Source organism: Streptomyces sp. QH1-20, assembly GCF_041283565.1.
GTDB lineage: Bacteria > Actinomycetota > Actinomycetes > Streptomycetales > Streptomycetaceae > Streptomyces > Streptomyces syringius.
The window spans coordinates 3,133,162-3,147,944 of the sequence record NZ_CP166299.1; the positions used below are offsets into that span (position 1 = coordinate 3,133,162).

At 67.8% G+C, this 14,783-nt stretch carries 16 protein-coding genes; 6 read left to right on the plus strand and 10 right to left on the minus strand.

The genetic code is table 11. The features are described 5' to 3' along the window. Together AB8O64_RS14095 and AB8O64_RS14100 are read right to left on the minus strand one after the other, a co-directional pair. Entirely contained in the window at positions 1-729 is a 729-nt protein-coding gene (locus AB8O64_RS14095; RefSeq protein WP_370419490.1) for an anti-sigma factor, read from the minus strand. After that, positions 726-1,214, minus strand: a complete 489-nt coding sequence (locus AB8O64_RS14100) for a sigma-70 family RNA polymerase sigma factor (protein WP_356454529.1) — start codon at positions 1,212-1,214, stop codon at positions 726-728. The genes AB8O64_RS14095 and AB8O64_RS14100 overlap by 4 nt, the downstream gene beginning before the upstream one ends. Positions 1,215-1,598: 384 nt before the next feature. On the opposite strand from AB8O64_RS14100, the gene AB8O64_RS14105 reads away from it, so the two are divergent. Both AB8O64_RS14105 and AB8O64_RS14110 read left to right on the plus strand, forming a co-directional pair. Then, a complete protein-coding gene (locus AB8O64_RS14105; RefSeq protein ID WP_370419491.1) occupies positions 1,599-2,603 on the plus strand; it encodes a CHRD domain-containing protein in 1,005 nt (334 codons plus the stop codon). Between the two features lie 133 nt (positions 2,604-2,736). Further along, a complete protein-coding gene (locus AB8O64_RS14110; RefSeq protein ID WP_370419492.1) occupies positions 2,737-3,393 on the plus strand; it encodes a hypothetical protein in 657 nt (218 codons plus the stop codon). 92 nt (positions 3,394-3,485) lie between these two features. Here AB8O64_RS14110 and AB8O64_RS14115 read toward each other — a convergent pair whose 3' ends face one another. The 7 genes from AB8O64_RS14115 to AB8O64_RS14145 all read right to left on the minus strand — a co-directional run bounded on the left by AB8O64_RS14115 (position 3,486) and on the right by AB8O64_RS14145 (position 10,604). Further along, positions 3,486-5,681 (minus strand): hypothetical protein, encoded by a 2,196-nt coding sequence (locus AB8O64_RS14115; RefSeq protein ID WP_370419493.1) that lies wholly within the window; start codon positions 5,679-5,681, stop codon positions 3,486-3,488. Between the two features lie 402 nt (positions 5,682-6,083). Then, positions 6,084-6,680: an ABATE domain-containing protein gene (locus AB8O64_RS14120; RefSeq protein ID WP_370423867.1), complete on the minus strand. Its 597-nt coding sequence runs from the start codon at positions 6,678-6,680 to the stop codon at positions 6,084-6,086. Positions 6,681-6,794: 114 nt separating this feature from the next. Then, the gene (locus AB8O64_RS14125) at positions 6,795-8,276 is read right to left on the minus strand and encodes an MFS transporter (RefSeq protein WP_370419494.1); all 1,482 of its coding nucleotides are present in this window, start codon (positions 8,274-8,276) and stop codon (positions 6,795-6,797) included. 409 nt (positions 8,277-8,685) lie between these two features. Beyond that, the gene (locus AB8O64_RS14130; protein WP_370419495.1) at positions 8,686-9,282 is read right to left on the minus strand and encodes an HD domain-containing protein; all 597 of its coding nucleotides are present in this window, start codon (positions 9,280-9,282) and stop codon (positions 8,686-8,688) included. A gap of 20 nt (positions 9,283-9,302) precedes the next feature. Continuing rightward, complete coding sequence (locus tag AB8O64_RS14135) at positions 9,303-9,920, minus strand: hypothetical protein (protein ID WP_370419496.1); 618 nt, start codon at positions 9,918-9,920, stop codon at positions 9,303-9,305. 25 nt (positions 9,921-9,945) lie between these two features. Continuing rightward, a complete protein-coding gene (locus AB8O64_RS14140; RefSeq protein WP_370419497.1) occupies positions 9,946-10,257 on the minus strand; it encodes a DUF6255 family natural product biosynthesis protein in 312 nt (103 codons plus the stop codon). Then, positions 10,179-10,604 carry an ATP-binding protein gene (locus AB8O64_RS14145; protein ID WP_370419498.1) on the minus strand — a complete coding sequence of 142 codons (426 nt, stop codon included), beginning with the start codon at positions 10,602-10,604 and terminating at the stop codon, positions 10,179-10,181. Before AB8O64_RS14145 ends, AB8O64_RS14140 begins: the two co-directional genes overlap by 79 nt. A gap of 112 nt (positions 10,605-10,716) precedes the next feature. Between AB8O64_RS14145 and AB8O64_RS14150 the strand changes: the two genes are divergently transcribed. From AB8O64_RS14150 to AB8O64_RS14165, 4 genes are all read left to right on the plus strand, one after another. Next, positions 10,717-11,541: a helix-turn-helix domain-containing protein gene (locus tag AB8O64_RS14150; protein ID WP_370419499.1), complete on the plus strand. Its 825-nt coding sequence runs from the start codon at positions 10,717-10,719 to the stop codon at positions 11,539-11,541. Continuing rightward, positions 11,538-11,720 carry a DUF397 domain-containing protein gene (locus tag AB8O64_RS14155; RefSeq protein WP_370419500.1) on the plus strand — a complete coding sequence of 61 codons (183 nt, stop codon included), beginning with the start codon at positions 11,538-11,540 and terminating at the stop codon, positions 11,718-11,720. The genes AB8O64_RS14150 and AB8O64_RS14155 overlap by 4 nt, the downstream gene beginning before the upstream one ends. Before the next feature lie 338 nt (positions 11,721-12,058). Continuing rightward, the gene (locus AB8O64_RS14160) at positions 12,059-12,955 is read left to right on the plus strand and encodes a helix-turn-helix domain-containing protein (protein ID WP_370419501.1); all 897 of its coding nucleotides are present in this window, start codon (positions 12,059-12,061) and stop codon (positions 12,953-12,955) included. A 645-nt stretch (positions 12,956-13,600) separates the two neighbouring features. Next, complete coding sequence (locus tag AB8O64_RS14165; RefSeq protein WP_370419502.1) at positions 13,601-13,798, plus strand: DUF397 domain-containing protein; 198 nt, start codon at positions 13,601-13,603, stop codon at positions 13,796-13,798. Here the strand turns inward: AB8O64_RS14165 and AB8O64_RS14170 are convergent. Further along, entirely contained in the window at positions 13,795-14,760 is a 966-nt protein-coding gene (locus tag AB8O64_RS14170) for a LysR family transcriptional regulator (RefSeq protein ID WP_370419503.1), read from the minus strand. The two genes, AB8O64_RS14165 and AB8O64_RS14170, sit on opposite strands and share 4 nt — an antisense overlap. Positions 14,761-14,783: the final 23 nt, after the last annotated feature.

Consider the following 14,783-nt stretch of genomic DNA (forward strand, 5'->3'; position numbering starts at 1 on the left):
TCACGCGTTGTCGACCGTGGCCAGCCGCTTGCCGTCGAGCGTGCGGACCTCGAACCGGTCGATCTGATCGCGGTTGAGGGCGGCTCCGCCGTGCGTGTACAGCGGCGCCCTGTTCCACTTCTCCGTGGCCTTGGGCAGGCCGTAGCCGCCCGGCGGGACGGCCCAGGTGGTGATGACCTGTCGTTCGCCGTTCTTGCCGACGGCGACGAGGTCGCAGCTCAGCGGGCCCTTGACGTTGCCGAGCTTGAGGGCGACATGGGTGCCCCAGGGCTTGGACTGGAGGGAGACCGTCGCGTCGACCTTCGTGACGGGATCGACGGTGCCGAGCTTGTCGCCCTCCTCGTACATCTCCTTGGCCGCGCTCACCGTGCTGTGGCTGGGCGCGTCCTGCGCGGTGACGGCGGCGCCGACCAGGGGGCCCGCGACGATCAGCGCGGCGGCGGCAGCGACGAGGCACAGACGGCGGGTGCGCTGCGCCCGGCGGGTGGCGCCCACCTCGCTCAACAGCCGGTCCAGAAGTGCCGGGCCGGGCCGGGCGTCCAGCACCTCGGGGTCGGGTGAGGACTCCTTGAGTTCGTCGAGCAGCGGGGACAGGCCCATCAGGTCGTCCAGCTCGGCGGCGCACCGGTCGCATGCGGCGAGGTGCTCCTCGAAGCGGGCGGCGTCCGCCTCGTCGAGGACGCCGAGTGCGTAGGCGCCCACGTCCGTGTGCTGTGCCGGCGGGTTCATGCCGTCACTCCCCGTTCCTCGAGCGAGAGCTTCATGGAGCGCAGCGCGTAGAAGACGCGGGACCGTACGGTCCCGGCCGGTACGCCCAGCACTTCCGCCGCCTCGCTCACCGTACGACCTTTGAAATAGGTCTCGATCAGAGCCTCTCGGTGTGCTTCGGTCAGATCACCCAGTGCCTCGGAGATGGTCATCAGGCGCAGCGCCCGCTCGATCTCGTCGGCCGCGGGTATCAGCTCCAGCGGCCCCGCGTCGACCTCCCGGGGCCGGGACTGCCGGCTGCGGTGGCCGTCGATGACGATGCGCCGGGCGACGGTCACCAGCCACGGACGCACGGAGCCCGTGGCGCCGCGCAGCCGGTCGGCGTTGCGCCAGGCACGCAGCAGCGTCTCCTGGACGACGTCCTCCGCGCGCTGGCGGTCGCCTCCGACCAGGCGCAGCACGAAGCCCAGAAGCGGGCCGGCGTGCTCGTCGTAGAGCGCCCGCATCAGCTCCTCGTCGGGAGTCGTCCTGTCTGCCACGACGGCATCCTTGCGCAAGCCTTCCCCCAGGTCGATAGCGCGTTGTGGTCTTTCCCGGGGAGCTCGTGCGGCTCCCCGGGGGCGTGGGTCCGTAGCCGTGACCGCCGTTGCCATGCCGATGTCACCAGTCCCTTTCACCCGTGGATACGGGTGGGGTTGGTGATCGACTCAGTGCCGGTGGAGAAATCTTCGAAACCTTCCGGCGTACGGATCGAAAGGGCTCCGCGTTCAGTGACAGCCCTGTGATGCAGCTCGCGAAACGCGGTTGAGCGCGGGCCCGGAAGGGCCCGTAAGTCAGCCCGAGAGGCCGTTGCAGGGGGTACCGGCCGCCTTACGGGGAGAGACCGAATCATGAAGCGCAGGAGCATCGTTCTGGCCACCGGCGCCACCGCAGTCGCAGCCGCCGCCGGCATCACCCTCGCGGTGATCCCCGCCGACGCGCAGGAGGACGGTGCAGGTCGCACGGGGTCGCACGGCACCACCCACGAGAGCGCCGCGACGGGCACGCTCGGCGCCCTCAGCGCCGGCAACCGGGGCGACGCCGTGTTCTTCGCGGGCAGCCTCAACGGCCGCAACGAGGTGCCCACGGCGGGTGGTCCGGCCGTCGGCGACAAGGACGGGCGGGCGATCGCCTTCCTGCGCGTGCAGGGCGACGAGGTGTCGTTCGCCTTCTCGTTCCGGGGCATCGCGACGCCCACGGCCGCGCATGTCCACCAGGGCGCACGGGGGAAGAACGGGGCGGTCAAAATCCCCTTCTTCGCGAAGAAGCTGCCCGACGGCCGCACGACGGCGACCGGCACGGCGAAGGTCACGGACAAGAAGCTGCTGGGCGCGCTGAAGTCCGACCCGAACGGCTTCTATTTCAATCTCCACACCGGCGAATTCCCCGGCGGGGCCGTGCGCGGCCAGGTCCACAAACTGAGCGCACCGCTCAACATGACCACCGCCGTGAACAGCTTCCAGTCGTCCGTGGTGAAGGGCAGCCAGATCTACGCCTGCACGAAGAAGGACGACGGGACGTACGGATTCACGCAGGACAATGTCAGCGCCACGCTCGGCGGTTCCATCGCCCATTCCTTCGTACGGTCCGGGGGCGCCCCGCAGTGGATCGCGCGCGACGGCTCGGCGGTCACGGGGAAGCTGGTCGCCAAGGTCCCGAACGGCGACGGGAACATTCCCGAACTCGACCTGCGGGCCGGGCAGTCGGGTACGGCCCGGGGGCTCTTCGCGCCGGTCACGGAGATCCTGCGGCTCAACACGCGGGGCGGCGTGGCCCCGGCCGGTTCGTGCGACCCGCAGCGGCAGCCGAAGGTGGCGGTGCCGTACGAGGCGGACTACGTGTTCGTGGCGAAGTAGCGGGACCACAGCTCCAGCTTCCCTGCCTGCAGCACCTGGTGAAGCCGCCCCCACACTCCGGCATCGTGGTCAGTCCCGCGGTCGGCACCAACAGGCCATTCCCGGTGTGTAGCGATGTTCTACGGTGTCGGCCATGACCGAAGAACAGACTGACCACAGTCTGGCGTGGATCGGGCAGCACGCCCATGACGCCAGGGGAACCGTGGACGGGATGCTCGGAAGCATCTCGCTCACCGCTATGCGCAGCACGGATCCGGTCGATCTCCTTGTACGGATGGGGGCAGACCGGAACGTGCTGGAGCGAGGCGTCCTGTACAAGGACATCGCTTCGCAGTGGTCCGAGGGCGACTTCAAAGACGGGCAATGCATGTTCGGCACCAGCGGGGAATGGGCGTTCCTGCTGGAGGACTCCTTGTGCGCAACGTGGTACCTGGACTGGATTGAGGAGGTTCAGAACTCGATGCCTCGCCCGGGCGAGGAACTGGTGTGCGTGACCCTGAACCATCATCAGTCCCCGTCCAAGCTCCTGTACTCACCGGGCGACGGAGAGGTATGGAGCATGGGAATCGGCGAGGAGAGCCTGCTGGACTACCCCGACCGGGACGATTCGACGGGCAAGGTCGCCGCGCTGGACGAGGCCCTGCGCAGGGCTGGTGTGGTGTGGCAGGGCGCCGACCTGCTTCCCCGCACCTTCCAGACGGTGGGAGAGCATCTGGGCATCCGCCTTCCCCGCGAAGAGATCGAGGCGGGACTACTGCCTGCCGCAGGGCTGCCGGACCCTGCTCAATAGGAGTGTGGGCGGCGCACCTGATGGTGTGCCGCCCACATGCCTGTCATGGCTGCGATGTCCGGTTCACTGGCCGGTTCGGCCGGGTGCTCAGGTCAGTTGGCGCGCAGGGTGCACTTGACCGCCTTGGGGTCCTGCGCGCATTGCCCGGACATGCCGGTCTCGAGCCAGTAGGGGTCCTTGTCCAGCAGGCGCATGTTCCTGACGAACCCGGAGAATCCGGCCATGGAGCCGCTGTTGTGCTTCCCGGAGATCGCCGAGCGGCCGCAGACCTCGCGCCAGGTGGGTGCGTGCCCGTCGATGTTGTACAGGTGCACGGCTCCGTCGTCGGCCTTCTTGGAGAAAGTCTGCACGCACTGACCACCGGAGGAGACCTCGTTCAGGCCGCCCTCGCTCTTGGGCATGCCGCCGCTGTTGTAGGTGGTGTTGAACGCGAACTCATCACAGTTGGGTTTGTCCCCGGCTCCGTCCATGGCGCTGACGTCACCGTTGTCCTTGGCCCAGTTCGCCACGTCGCAGATGACGTCCCTGTTCTTCTTGCCATCCGCGCGCGTTCCGCCGGGCAGGTAGTACAAGGGGGTGTCGCGGGTCTTCACGCCCATGGTGTTGGGCAGCTTCTCCTGCAGCAGCCACGCATGGGCGGCGGCCTGTGGATACTTGGCAGCATTGAACGTGTAGCTCGGCGCGATGTTCTTGAACACGCAGCCGCTCAGCGCGGATGCCGTGCCCTTGGTGTCGCAGCGGATCTCTTCCTGGTCCGACGGGTCGGACATGGCCCAGCGGAAGTCGGTCATGAACACCGGGCCGGGCGCGTTGCCTACGATCAGCAGACCCTTAATCATGAAGTCCGCCCGGAGGTCGTACTCCGCGCCCTTGGTCGAGTTGTCCCAGGTGTACGTCGTGGTCAGGCCGGCGTCGTGGGTGTCCGTGGGGGACTGCCAGATGGGCTTCCCCTCCCAGTCCGACAGTTCGGCCTTGCCGGGATCCTTGCACTGGGCGGCGGTGCTGCCCACACACGTCCGGTTGTCCATGACCATCTCGATGGCACGGAAGGTCGGCGGGATCAGGATCGGGTGGATGTTCAGGCGGTGGATGAAGCTGTTCGCGGAATTCTCGACGGAGATCTCACGCGTCATCGTGAAGTAGGCGGTCGCGATCGGCTTGCCGTCCACGCGGTAGATGACGGGCAGCTGCTTGGTCTCGCACTGAACGGTGCGGGTGGCGATGGCGCCGGAACTGTTCGTCTTGCACCAGTCGGTCATGCCGCCGGGGGCCGCGGCCGGGGCCTGGTCCCGCTGTTTCTTGGCCTTGGCCTTGACGTCGTCGGGCAGGTCGTCGAATTTCACCGGCACACCGAAGCAGGCCTGTCCGCCGTCCTTGTCGACCGGTCCGCACTGTTCCTTGGGCCCGAGCCGCGGCGGACTGCTGGACGCGCGGGCCCCGAGCGGGCGGGTGACCTTGCCCGTGACCTCCTGCTTGGTCTGGTCGGGGTTCGGAGCCGTGGAGACCGGGTTCGGCAGGGCTAGGTCCACCGCGTGGTCCTTCCCGCCGGTATTGCCGGTTCCGTTCCCCGAGAACGCCACAGAGACAGCGTCAGAGGAGCCACCGCCGTTGGCGGTACGCACGTTGAGGACGTGGTTTGCCGCAGCACGGGCGGCTGCGGCGGCTGTACGCAGGCCGGTGTCGATCGTCACTGACGTCTTCCCGGCAGCGTCCACACGCTTCCATGCGGCCTGGTCGAGCTGCCACTCCACCCACTGTGCTGTGTGGCCGACGGGGAGAGAGACGGTGAACTCACCCGGCTTGCCGTTGTTCGCCACGCTGCTTGGCTTCGCGGGCTTTGCCGGTGCCGGCGTGCCGATCTTGAATGTGGCCCAGGGCGACCAGTCGGTCTCGTACAGCGTTCCGTCAAAGGCGGAGGTGTGGAACGCGTAGGTCGTGCCGTCGTTTAACTTGCCTGCAGGGACGCCGACCTGGGCGGTCTTGCCTGAGGCGACAGAGCTGGAGACGAGGACCCCGTACTCGTTGTCGTCCGTCAGTTTGACCCGGCTCTTCGGTTTTCCGCTGGGGTCCGTGGTCCACACCTCGAAGGTGAGGTTGCTCTTGTCACCATCCGGGTCGGTGACAGTATTGCGCAGTGTAGGCGTGGTTGTGTTGACCTCCCAGACGCCGTTCTTCTTGGCGAACGGTGGGCCGGCTTCGGGGTTCTTGCCCGAGGTGGGCCGCTGGTTCGCAGCCGATTGCGCCGCAGTGTGCTGCGGGTCTGGTATGTAGGTGGCGGCCGAGGCCACGCCTGAGCCGAGGATGACGGCGAGGACTGCACCTACGGCAAGACGCTGTTGGGAACGGGATCTGAGTCCCACCTGTCTGCAACCCTTTCTGTGGGGGCAGGCGTTCGATCTCAAATGGGGCCGATCAGGTCATGGTGCGACCAGGCCTGCCCATACTCCGTACAACTGTTCGTGGACAGTACGAGGGCGGGGCAGCGCAGGTCAGACAAAGTCCAGAAGTGTTCCCCAGATCACTACGGACTGTTGCCGTTGCTCAGAAGTCCCGGATTTGCTACGCCGCTGCTGGCGACACCATGACCGGGTCCGCGCCCCAAGGAGGCGGTCACTCGCGGCCAACTACCGTGATGAATGGCCAATTGCAGCGACCCGGCACGGGACTAAGAGTCCGTACCGGCCGGGGGATCACCCCCGGCCGGGGCCGCCGGTCGCGCGCCGCCGGTGCCGGGCGACGCGCTCGCGGTTGCCGCACACCTCGCTGGAACACCAGCGGCGCCGACGCCCCCGCGAGGTGTCGAGGTAGACCAGCGAACAGGTCTCCCCCGCGCACCGCCGCAGCTGCCCACGGGCGACGGGGTCGGTGAGCAGCTCCACCGCGTCCCGGGCGACCTGCCCCACGAGGGCGTCGCAGCCGGGCGCGGTGGCGAGGTGACGGACCAGCGTCCCGTCCCCGGCCCGGACGGCGAGCACGGCGGGCGGGGCGGTCGCGGCGAGGGCGTTGACCCGCTCCAGATCCGGATCGGCGGCCCGCCCGTCGACCTCCGCGTGCACGACCCGCTGCAACAGCTCACGCGCCGCGTGAAACCGCGCGACCCAGCCCGCGTCCACGCCGTCGAGCGGAGTGCCGGGCGGTACGGCCCCGGCGCCGAGCAGCCACTCACGCAGCTGATCCGGACTGCCGAGCCGCTCCTCACCCGGTCGGCCCCCGCCCGTGGCCAACAGGTCCAGACAGAGCCGCCCGGAGTCGAACCGCAGGTCGTAGGAGGCCCTCGCCGCCGCCATGTGTCCTGTCACCCGTTTCCCTGTGGGGGGTCTGTGGCGTTACCGCCACCCCCAGGGTGCCCGGCGGAAGGGCGGGGCCGTAACCCCTGGGGACGGGCCGACCCGTCGCTTGTTTCAGTCGGCCCGGCTGTTCGTGGGCTTGGGCAGGAAGAACATCAGGGCCCACATCACGGCGAGGGCGCCGCCGACCCACCAGAGGATGCCGGTGAAGGCGTCGCGGTTGATCGCGTCGTCGGGTGAGCCGCCGGTGGCGGAGAAGAACACCAGAGCGGTCAGTGCGGTGCCGACCGCGATGCCCAGGTGCATCGCGGTGTTGAACAGGCCCGAGGCCGAACCGGCGTTCTCGTGCGGGACCTTGGCGAGCGACATGTCGGCGAGCGGGCCGCCGACCATGCCCAGGCCGAAGCCGATCAGCACGACCGGGACGGTCATCCCCAGGAGGGTCAGGTCACCCTGTCGGCTGCTGATCTGGAGCCCGTAGCCCGCCATCGAGGCAAGGGCGACCAGGGCTCCGGCCTGGGGCAGGCGGCGCCCGAAGCGCCCGGCGGCCTTCATCGCGACCGTCGCACCGGCCAGCTCGCCGAGAGCGAGCATCACGAAGGCCACGGCCGCCTGGAACGGGCTCATGCCCAGGCCGCGCTGGAGGTACAGCGTCCAGGTCATGAAGAACAGGCCGCACAGCAGGCCGAGCACCAGCTGCGCGGACAGGCCGCCGGAGAACTGCCCGCCCCGGAAGAGGGACAGTGCCACGAGCGGGGCATCGTCCTTCCTGCGCTGCTGGTGGCGCAGGAAGACGCCGAGCACGAGGAGACCTGCGGTCAGCATGGCGAAGCACCACGGCGGCCAGTGGTGGGTACGGCCCTCGGTGAGCGGGAAGAGGATCAGGACCACGGCCAGTGCGGACAGGAGCATGCCGGTGAGGTCGAGCCGGTCGGCCTTCTGTGCGGTCGACTCGGGGACGAACCTCCGTCCGAGGATGATCACAGCGAGTCCGACGGGCACGTTGATCAGGAAGATCGGCCGCCAGCCCAGTCCGAACAGGTCGGCCTCGGTGAGCACGCCGCCCAGCACCGGCCCCAGCACGTTGGCGAGCGACAGCACGGCCCCGTACAGGCCGAAGGCCCTGCTGCGGTTCTCGCCGTCGAAGGTCACGTGGAGGGTGGCCAGGACCTGGGGGATCATCACGGCGACGCCGGCGCCCTGGAGCACGCGGGCGGCGATCAGCACGCCGGGACCGGTGGCGAGGCCGCACAGCAGCGAGGCCAAGGTGAAGGAGACGGTGCCGATGAGGAGGATCTTGCGTCGGCCGTGGATATCGCCGAGCCGTCCGCCGGTGATCAGCCCGACGGCGACGGTCAGCGAGTAACCGGCGGTCAGCCACTGCACCGCGGCCGGTCCGGCCCCGGTCGACTCCTGGACGGCGGGCAGGGCGGTGAGGACGACCGACTGGTCGAGGATGTCCATGAGCTCGGCGACCAGGAGCACCACCAGGGCGACTCTGGCGGCCAGGGTCATCCTGGATGCGGTGCCGGATGCTGCGGGAGCCGAGGACTCGGCTGGGCGCTTCGGCTCGTTGTCGAGCGCGGGGGAAGCCACGGAGGGACTCCTGATTCAGGAATGCGGGGAGCTCGCCGTCAGCCGCGCCGGGGCCGGAAAACACGAAACCCGGGGCAGTCGGCAGAGCTGCACCCGGGAAATGACAGAAAACTACGGGGGAGGGTGACGCAACTCAGGCCAGTGCGAAGTCCGCCCCCGGACACGTTCGAAGAATCAGAACGTGGGGGAATGCGGACGGCTACATGGCCTGGGGGATGTGAAGTCACCTCAAGATCGCTGCGCAAGGACGGAAGTCTGAACACTGCCGCCGAGTTTCGGGGCAGGGACTCATACACGGTACGACACACCTGGGGCCCTGCGCACGCCATATATGGCGTGCGCTCCCCCTCCCGCAGCGCCTCGCGCGTCGGCCCCGGCCGGGGTGGGCCGAGGCCGTCAGCGGCGGCGGTTACGCGTCCAGCGGGTTCGTCGCGATGCGCGCGGCGATGTTGCCGCGCATGGCCGCGGCGGCGGCGCTGTCCGGCTTGCGGTCCGCCTGGTCACGGAAGCACGCCGTGAACTCCTCGGCCAGCCCCAGCCGCGGATAGCGGCCCAGCACCTCGGCGCGCAGCTCCGCGGGCAGCGCGTCCGCACCGCGACCGGAGATGTCCACCGAGGTCGAGTACTCCAGCAGGTGCCCCTCCGGGTCCTCCGCGACGTCCACGCCGTCCCCCATATGCCGCACGATGATCTCGGAGGCCCGCACCCGGCGCTCGACGGGCCACCCGGCGGCCGCCCCGAAGACCCACGCCACATGACCGCCCGCCTCCTCGAACGGAACGGTGTGGCTGTCGAACTCCTTCACCAGACCGAGGTCGTGGAGCAACGCCGATACGTAGAGGAGTTCCGCGTCGAAGGCGATGCCTGACGCCTTCGCGTGGGCCGCCGCCCAGAGATAGGACCGTATCGAGTGGTTCAGCAACGCGGGCGAGCAATAGGCGGTCGCCACCTCCAGCGCCGCCGAGCATGCCGAGGAATCGGGAATCACCAGCTCATTGATCTTCATGGCCGTGATTACACCACTCGTCAGTAGTACCGCGGACCGGAGTCCGTGGCCCGTACCGGCTGCGCGAAGCCCGACGGCTTCTCCCCCTTGTCCACGACCTCGCAGCGGTACTTGGACTGAACACCCAGGGGCGCGATCACAGCCTTGGGGATGTCATTGCAGAGGGCGTAATCGATGCTGCCGCGATAGTTGCCGTGGAGGAGACGGGCGACACCGTCACGGGTGAGGATCCCCTGGCGCGGCGCCGCCTTGTACTCCACCAGGTTGTTCGAGAACGACGACTTGCCGCCGATGCTCACGTCCCACTCCACCTTGACGCCCTCAAAGGTGGTGGTGCACGTAGCCTGCGTCCCGCTCTTCGACCCCAGGTCCTTGGGGCACTCGGCGGTGATCTTTCCCGTCGCCCCCGCCATGGCCTGCGTCTTACGGCGCAACTCGTACGCCAGGTTCTCGCTGAAAGGGGCGTCAGCGGCCGGGGAAGGCTGCAGCGTCTCCTCCGGCATGGGCGCCGGCTTGTCCAGCCGCTGCGGCAGCACGGTGTGGGTCGACTTCGGCTTCGCCTTGTCGCTCTTGCCGGAGCTTCCGTCCGAGCAACCCGTCGCCAGAAGGCACACCGCACTGACTACGACGACTGTCACGTTCTGTATTCGCACGGCGGTCACCCTACCCAGGGAGTAACCGGAGTCGAATTCGCCGCCACACCTGCCGGGCCGCCGCCCGGTCCGCCGCCGAACGGGCGTGATCGGACGGAGTCAGCACCTCCGGCAAATCCGGCGGCCTCAGCGCCCCGTAATCCGTGAACCGCCGCGTCCCGCAATCCACGCATCGGGCTTCGCCTCCGTTCTCCGTCCAACCGGAATGGTGCACGCACGGCCGGACGAGCCGGCCCACGGCCCTCACGTCTGCCCCTCGGACGGGGCGCACGCGAACTCGCACCACACCACTTTCCCGGGGTCCCGCTCCCCGACCCCCCACTTGTCCGCCAGCGCGTCCACGAGCAGCAGCCCCCGGCCCCGCTCTTCCTCCGCCGGAGTGGTCGTACGGACCACGGGGCGCCCGTCGCCGCTGTCGTGCATTTCCAGTCGCACGACGAGATCGTCGAGCAGCCACATGTGGAGCAGAAACCCCCGACCTACGGGCACCCCGTGCAGCAGGGCATTCGTGGCCAACTCACTCACGCAGAGCAACATGTCTTCGGATCTGTCGGTGAGGCCCCAACGCTCCAGCGTCTTGCGGCCGAAGTCTCTGGCCATGGGTACGGATCTGGGAGTGCGGCGGTAGAACCGCTTGTGGAAGTAGGGGAGTTGAGTCGCGTCTTTCATGCCACAACGGTCGCAGCGGGTAACTAGGGTGGACCAGTGCGTCAACCCGTACAGATTTTTTGTACGGGTCCCGCACCGGTCATTTGCACCCTTGGGTGGGGAGTTGGTCTCCATGCAGACCCGGAAGAACACCAAGAAGCAGGGCACGTCGATGCGGCTTGTCGGGGCACTGGTCGCCCTCTTCCGCGTGAACGCGAACTTCACCCAGCACAGCCTCAGTGAGCGCTTGTGCATCCACGAGGAGACGATCGCGTCGATCGAGCAGGGGCGGAGGCGGCTGCTGCCGGATTTGGCGGTTGAGCTGGATCGGGTCCTGGAGACCGGAGGTGCGTTGGCGGTTGCTGTGGAGCACTTGCCGGAGCAGGAGAAGTTTCCGATCTGGGCCGAGGCGTACATGGCTCATGAGAAGGAGGCCATCGCCCTCTCCTGGTACGAGGACGGCGTCGCACCCGGTCTGCTTCAAACCGAGGGGTACGCGCGCGCCACCTTCCGTAGCGCCGTCCCGGAGCTCACAGAAGACGAGATCCAGCATCGCGTGGAGACTCGCCTGGCTCGCCAGGAGCTGCTGCACCGCAAGGTGCCAATCACAGCAAGCTTCATCCTGTCCGAGGCAATCGTCTTGGCAGGCCTTGGCGGACGGGACGTCATGCAGGACCAGATCAAGCATCTACTGACTTGCTCAGAGCTACCAGGCGTCTGCGTCCAGATCATGCCGCTCGCGCGCGAAACCCACGCTTCCCTCGACGGCCCCTTCATCCTTTTGGAAACCCAGGACAATCGGCACTTCGGATATATCGAGGCGCACCGCAGCAGCCACCTCAATTCCAGCCCTGACGAGGTCAGCATCCTCGCTCGGAAGTATGGAATGCTGCGTACGCAGGCTCTCAACCCTGAGGAGACCAGAAGCCTGTTGGTTCGGCTGCTAGGAGAGACATGAACGAGCTGACGTGGTTCAAGTCGAGCTACAGCGGCAGCGAGGGAGGCGCCTGCGTCGAAGTTGCCAACCTCCCCACCATCATCCACGTCCGTGACTCCAAGGTCCCCGACGGCCCCCGCCTGACCCTCTCCCCCGAGGCCTGGTCGGCCTTCACGGCCTTCGCTCGTACCGTCGGCTAAGGCCCGCCTAGGCCGGACGGCCCAAGCACCGCACGCCGAGTGAAGTAGTCGGCGGTCCGCCGGACGTACGGACCCACAAACAGCCGCCGTCGGCGGCAAGCGCACCGCGTGAGCCCCCGGGCCTTTGGCCTGCCGTTTTTGGCCCACTAGCGTGATCTCAAAGACTGTCCATGAACGCTCGTTCGGCATGAGGCAATAGATCAACCTCTTGCCTGGGAGTGCCCTCCTGCCCGCCCTTCCGCATGGCACCCGAGCCACCCGGAGGGCCGACAACGACCCCACTCGACTTCGTCAGGGCAGTCTCTGATTGCCCGCCCTGCGGGGAAGGACCAGCGATCGTGACCACTCCGGGCGCCGTGGTGCAGCGGCGGCAACTGCGAACCGAGCTCAAGAAGGCCCGCGCCAGGGCCGGACTCACCCAGCTGGAAGTGGCAGCCAGGATGGACTGGAGCCCCTCCAAGCTGATCAGGATCGAAGCCGGCCAGGTGGGGATCTCCACCGACGACCTACGGGCACTGCTCCACGAGTACGGGATCGTCGACCCGCAGCGTCTGGACTACTTCCTGGGACTGGCCCTCGCCAGCGCGAAGCTGCCGTACCGGGAGTATCGGGACCTCCTCCCCAGGCCGTACATGAACCTGTTGTCCGTCGAGGTCGCCGCAAGCATCGTCCGGTCCTTCGAACCACTGGTGATCCCGGGCATGCTCCAGATCGAGGAGTACGCACGGGCCACGAGCCTGGCGTTCTCCCCGCACATCACCGGGGCACGTCTGGACCGGGCTGTCGAAGCACGGCTCCAGCGTCAGAAGCTGCTCGCCAGCGAACACCGGCCGGAGTTCTTCTTCATCATCGATGAGGCGGCGATCCATCGATGGACCGGCGGCCCCGGGGTGATGAAGAGCCAACTGCTACACCTCAAGGAAATGGCGACCCGCCCCGGCATCTCCATCCAGATCGTCCCCTTCAGCATCGGCGCCCACGTCGGCCTGCAAGGCTCCTTCGTCCTTCTCGAATTCAACGGAGAGATGGACGACATCCTGTATCTGGAGAAGACATCCGGGGACTCCGTCTTCAGTGACGACACCGAAGCGACCAGCCGCTACCTGGAAACTTTCTGGGCGCTGGAAGCACAGGCCCCTCGGGAAGACCTACCCCATGTGATCGACCGGGCGATCGAAGGAATGAACGGAGTCCCGGAGGCCCGACCCTCGGTGGAAGTGAGCGTAGAGGCGTAGGAGAGGCCGTCTCCCACGCCCTGCTTCACACGCGGCGGAGCGGCGAGCCTGGCTGATGGCGGAGTCAGACATGCGCCGTACGGAGATCGTCGATCACTTCATGAACCCGCGCGACGTGGGGTGCGCGAGTCACGCGAACGAGGGTGAGCCAAGCGATACGCCCAGCTGAGCAACGTCGGCGCCAGCCACCCCGCCGCGAGAATCACTGCCCCGGAGGCCGCTACGTGCACCAGCACGGAGCCTCCGGTGGCGGCCGCGATCAGCGCTCCGAAGCCCGCTGCGGCAATACCGGCCGCCAGGAGATACCCGTACCAGAGGACGCGCCTTGTGCCTCGGGACGGACCGGGCGAGGTCGAGTTCACCATGACGTCTCCTCTGCCACATGCAGTCGGGACCGGGTCACGACTCAGATTAGGCGATGGGCCCATACGGCCGGAACAGCACTCGCCCACACAAACAGTGCGTACAGCCACTGCAAGTGCAGTCCACAGCACATACAAGCAAATATCGAATTTCCTATATATTTATCTTCATTCCTTGCCCACCCTTCCCTGATCGCCAATTAGTTGCCAATCTGGGAGGGGAGTCGAGCCGCGACTCTCCTGGTCAGACATCCGTTAGCGGCCAAGCGGGAGAGAGATTCACGTGAGCGCCCAGCAAATTCGGCCACATTGGCACAGAAGCAGCTTCTCCGGGGGAGCCGAGGACAACTGCGTCGAGGTCGCTTATGACGATCATGAAGTCTGGGTCCGCGACTCGAACGCCCCCAACCTCCCCCCGCTTTCCTTCGCCCACCGCCCATGGCAGGAATTCCTCGCCCGCCTGGAGTCGCCGACGGGCTAACCCGCCCCCATCAGCGCCGCGTCACCTGGCGGCAGCCACCCCGCCCCACCCGGACGCTCCAGCCACCCCCGTGACGCGGCCAGTCCACTCGCCGCCGCCCGCAGCGCGTCCAGTCCCGGATGCCGCAGGCCCTTCCGCCACACCATCGCCACCGGCGAAAGCGGCACCGGCTCGACCAGCGGTCGCAGCACCATGCCCGGCACGTCGATGAATTCGACACTCGCCAGCACCGACCACCCCCGCTTCCGGATGACACGGATGAACTCCTCGTCCCCCTCGATTTCCGGGAAGGGCTCGGCAACGCGAATTCCCCTTCCCTCGAAGAGTCTTTCCGCGAGGTCGGTCCACTCCGCCGTCATCGGGTTTCCGGCAGCCGCGTAGAGGGTCTCCCCCGCCAGTTCGCCGAGGGGCACCTCCCGCTGCTCCGCCAGCCGGTGGTCCTCCGGGAGCAGCACGGCCATCGGCTCGTACCGCACGGGCTGGTGATCGAGCCGGGCCCGTACCGCCGGGTCGAGGCCGGCGACGCGGCCGAAGGAGACGTCCAGGCGGCCGGCGACGATCTCCCCCGCCGCGCCGGTCAGGCCGCTCAGGTACCGGGCGATCAACTCCTGTTCGGGTGCGGCCTCGCGGGCCGCCGTCAGCACCTGGGACGGGACGCCGACGCTGGCGCCGACGTCGACGAGCAGCGGTCGTTCCTCGCGTACGCAGGCCGCCGCCAGTTCGTCGTACGCGGCGAGTACCGCCCGCGCGTACGGCAGCAGCCGGGCGCCCTCCGCCGTGAGGGTCACGTGCCGGGTCGTACGCGCGAACAGCTCGCCGCCCACCCGTTGTTCCAGTCGCCGGATGTCCCGGCTGAGCGCCTGCTGGGCCACGTACAGCCGTGCTGCCGCCCGGGTGAAGTGCAGTTCGTCGGCGACGGCGACGAACGCTCGCAGCAGGCGCGGTTCCATGTCGTGGGGCATGCGGCGCAGTTAACAACACAGAC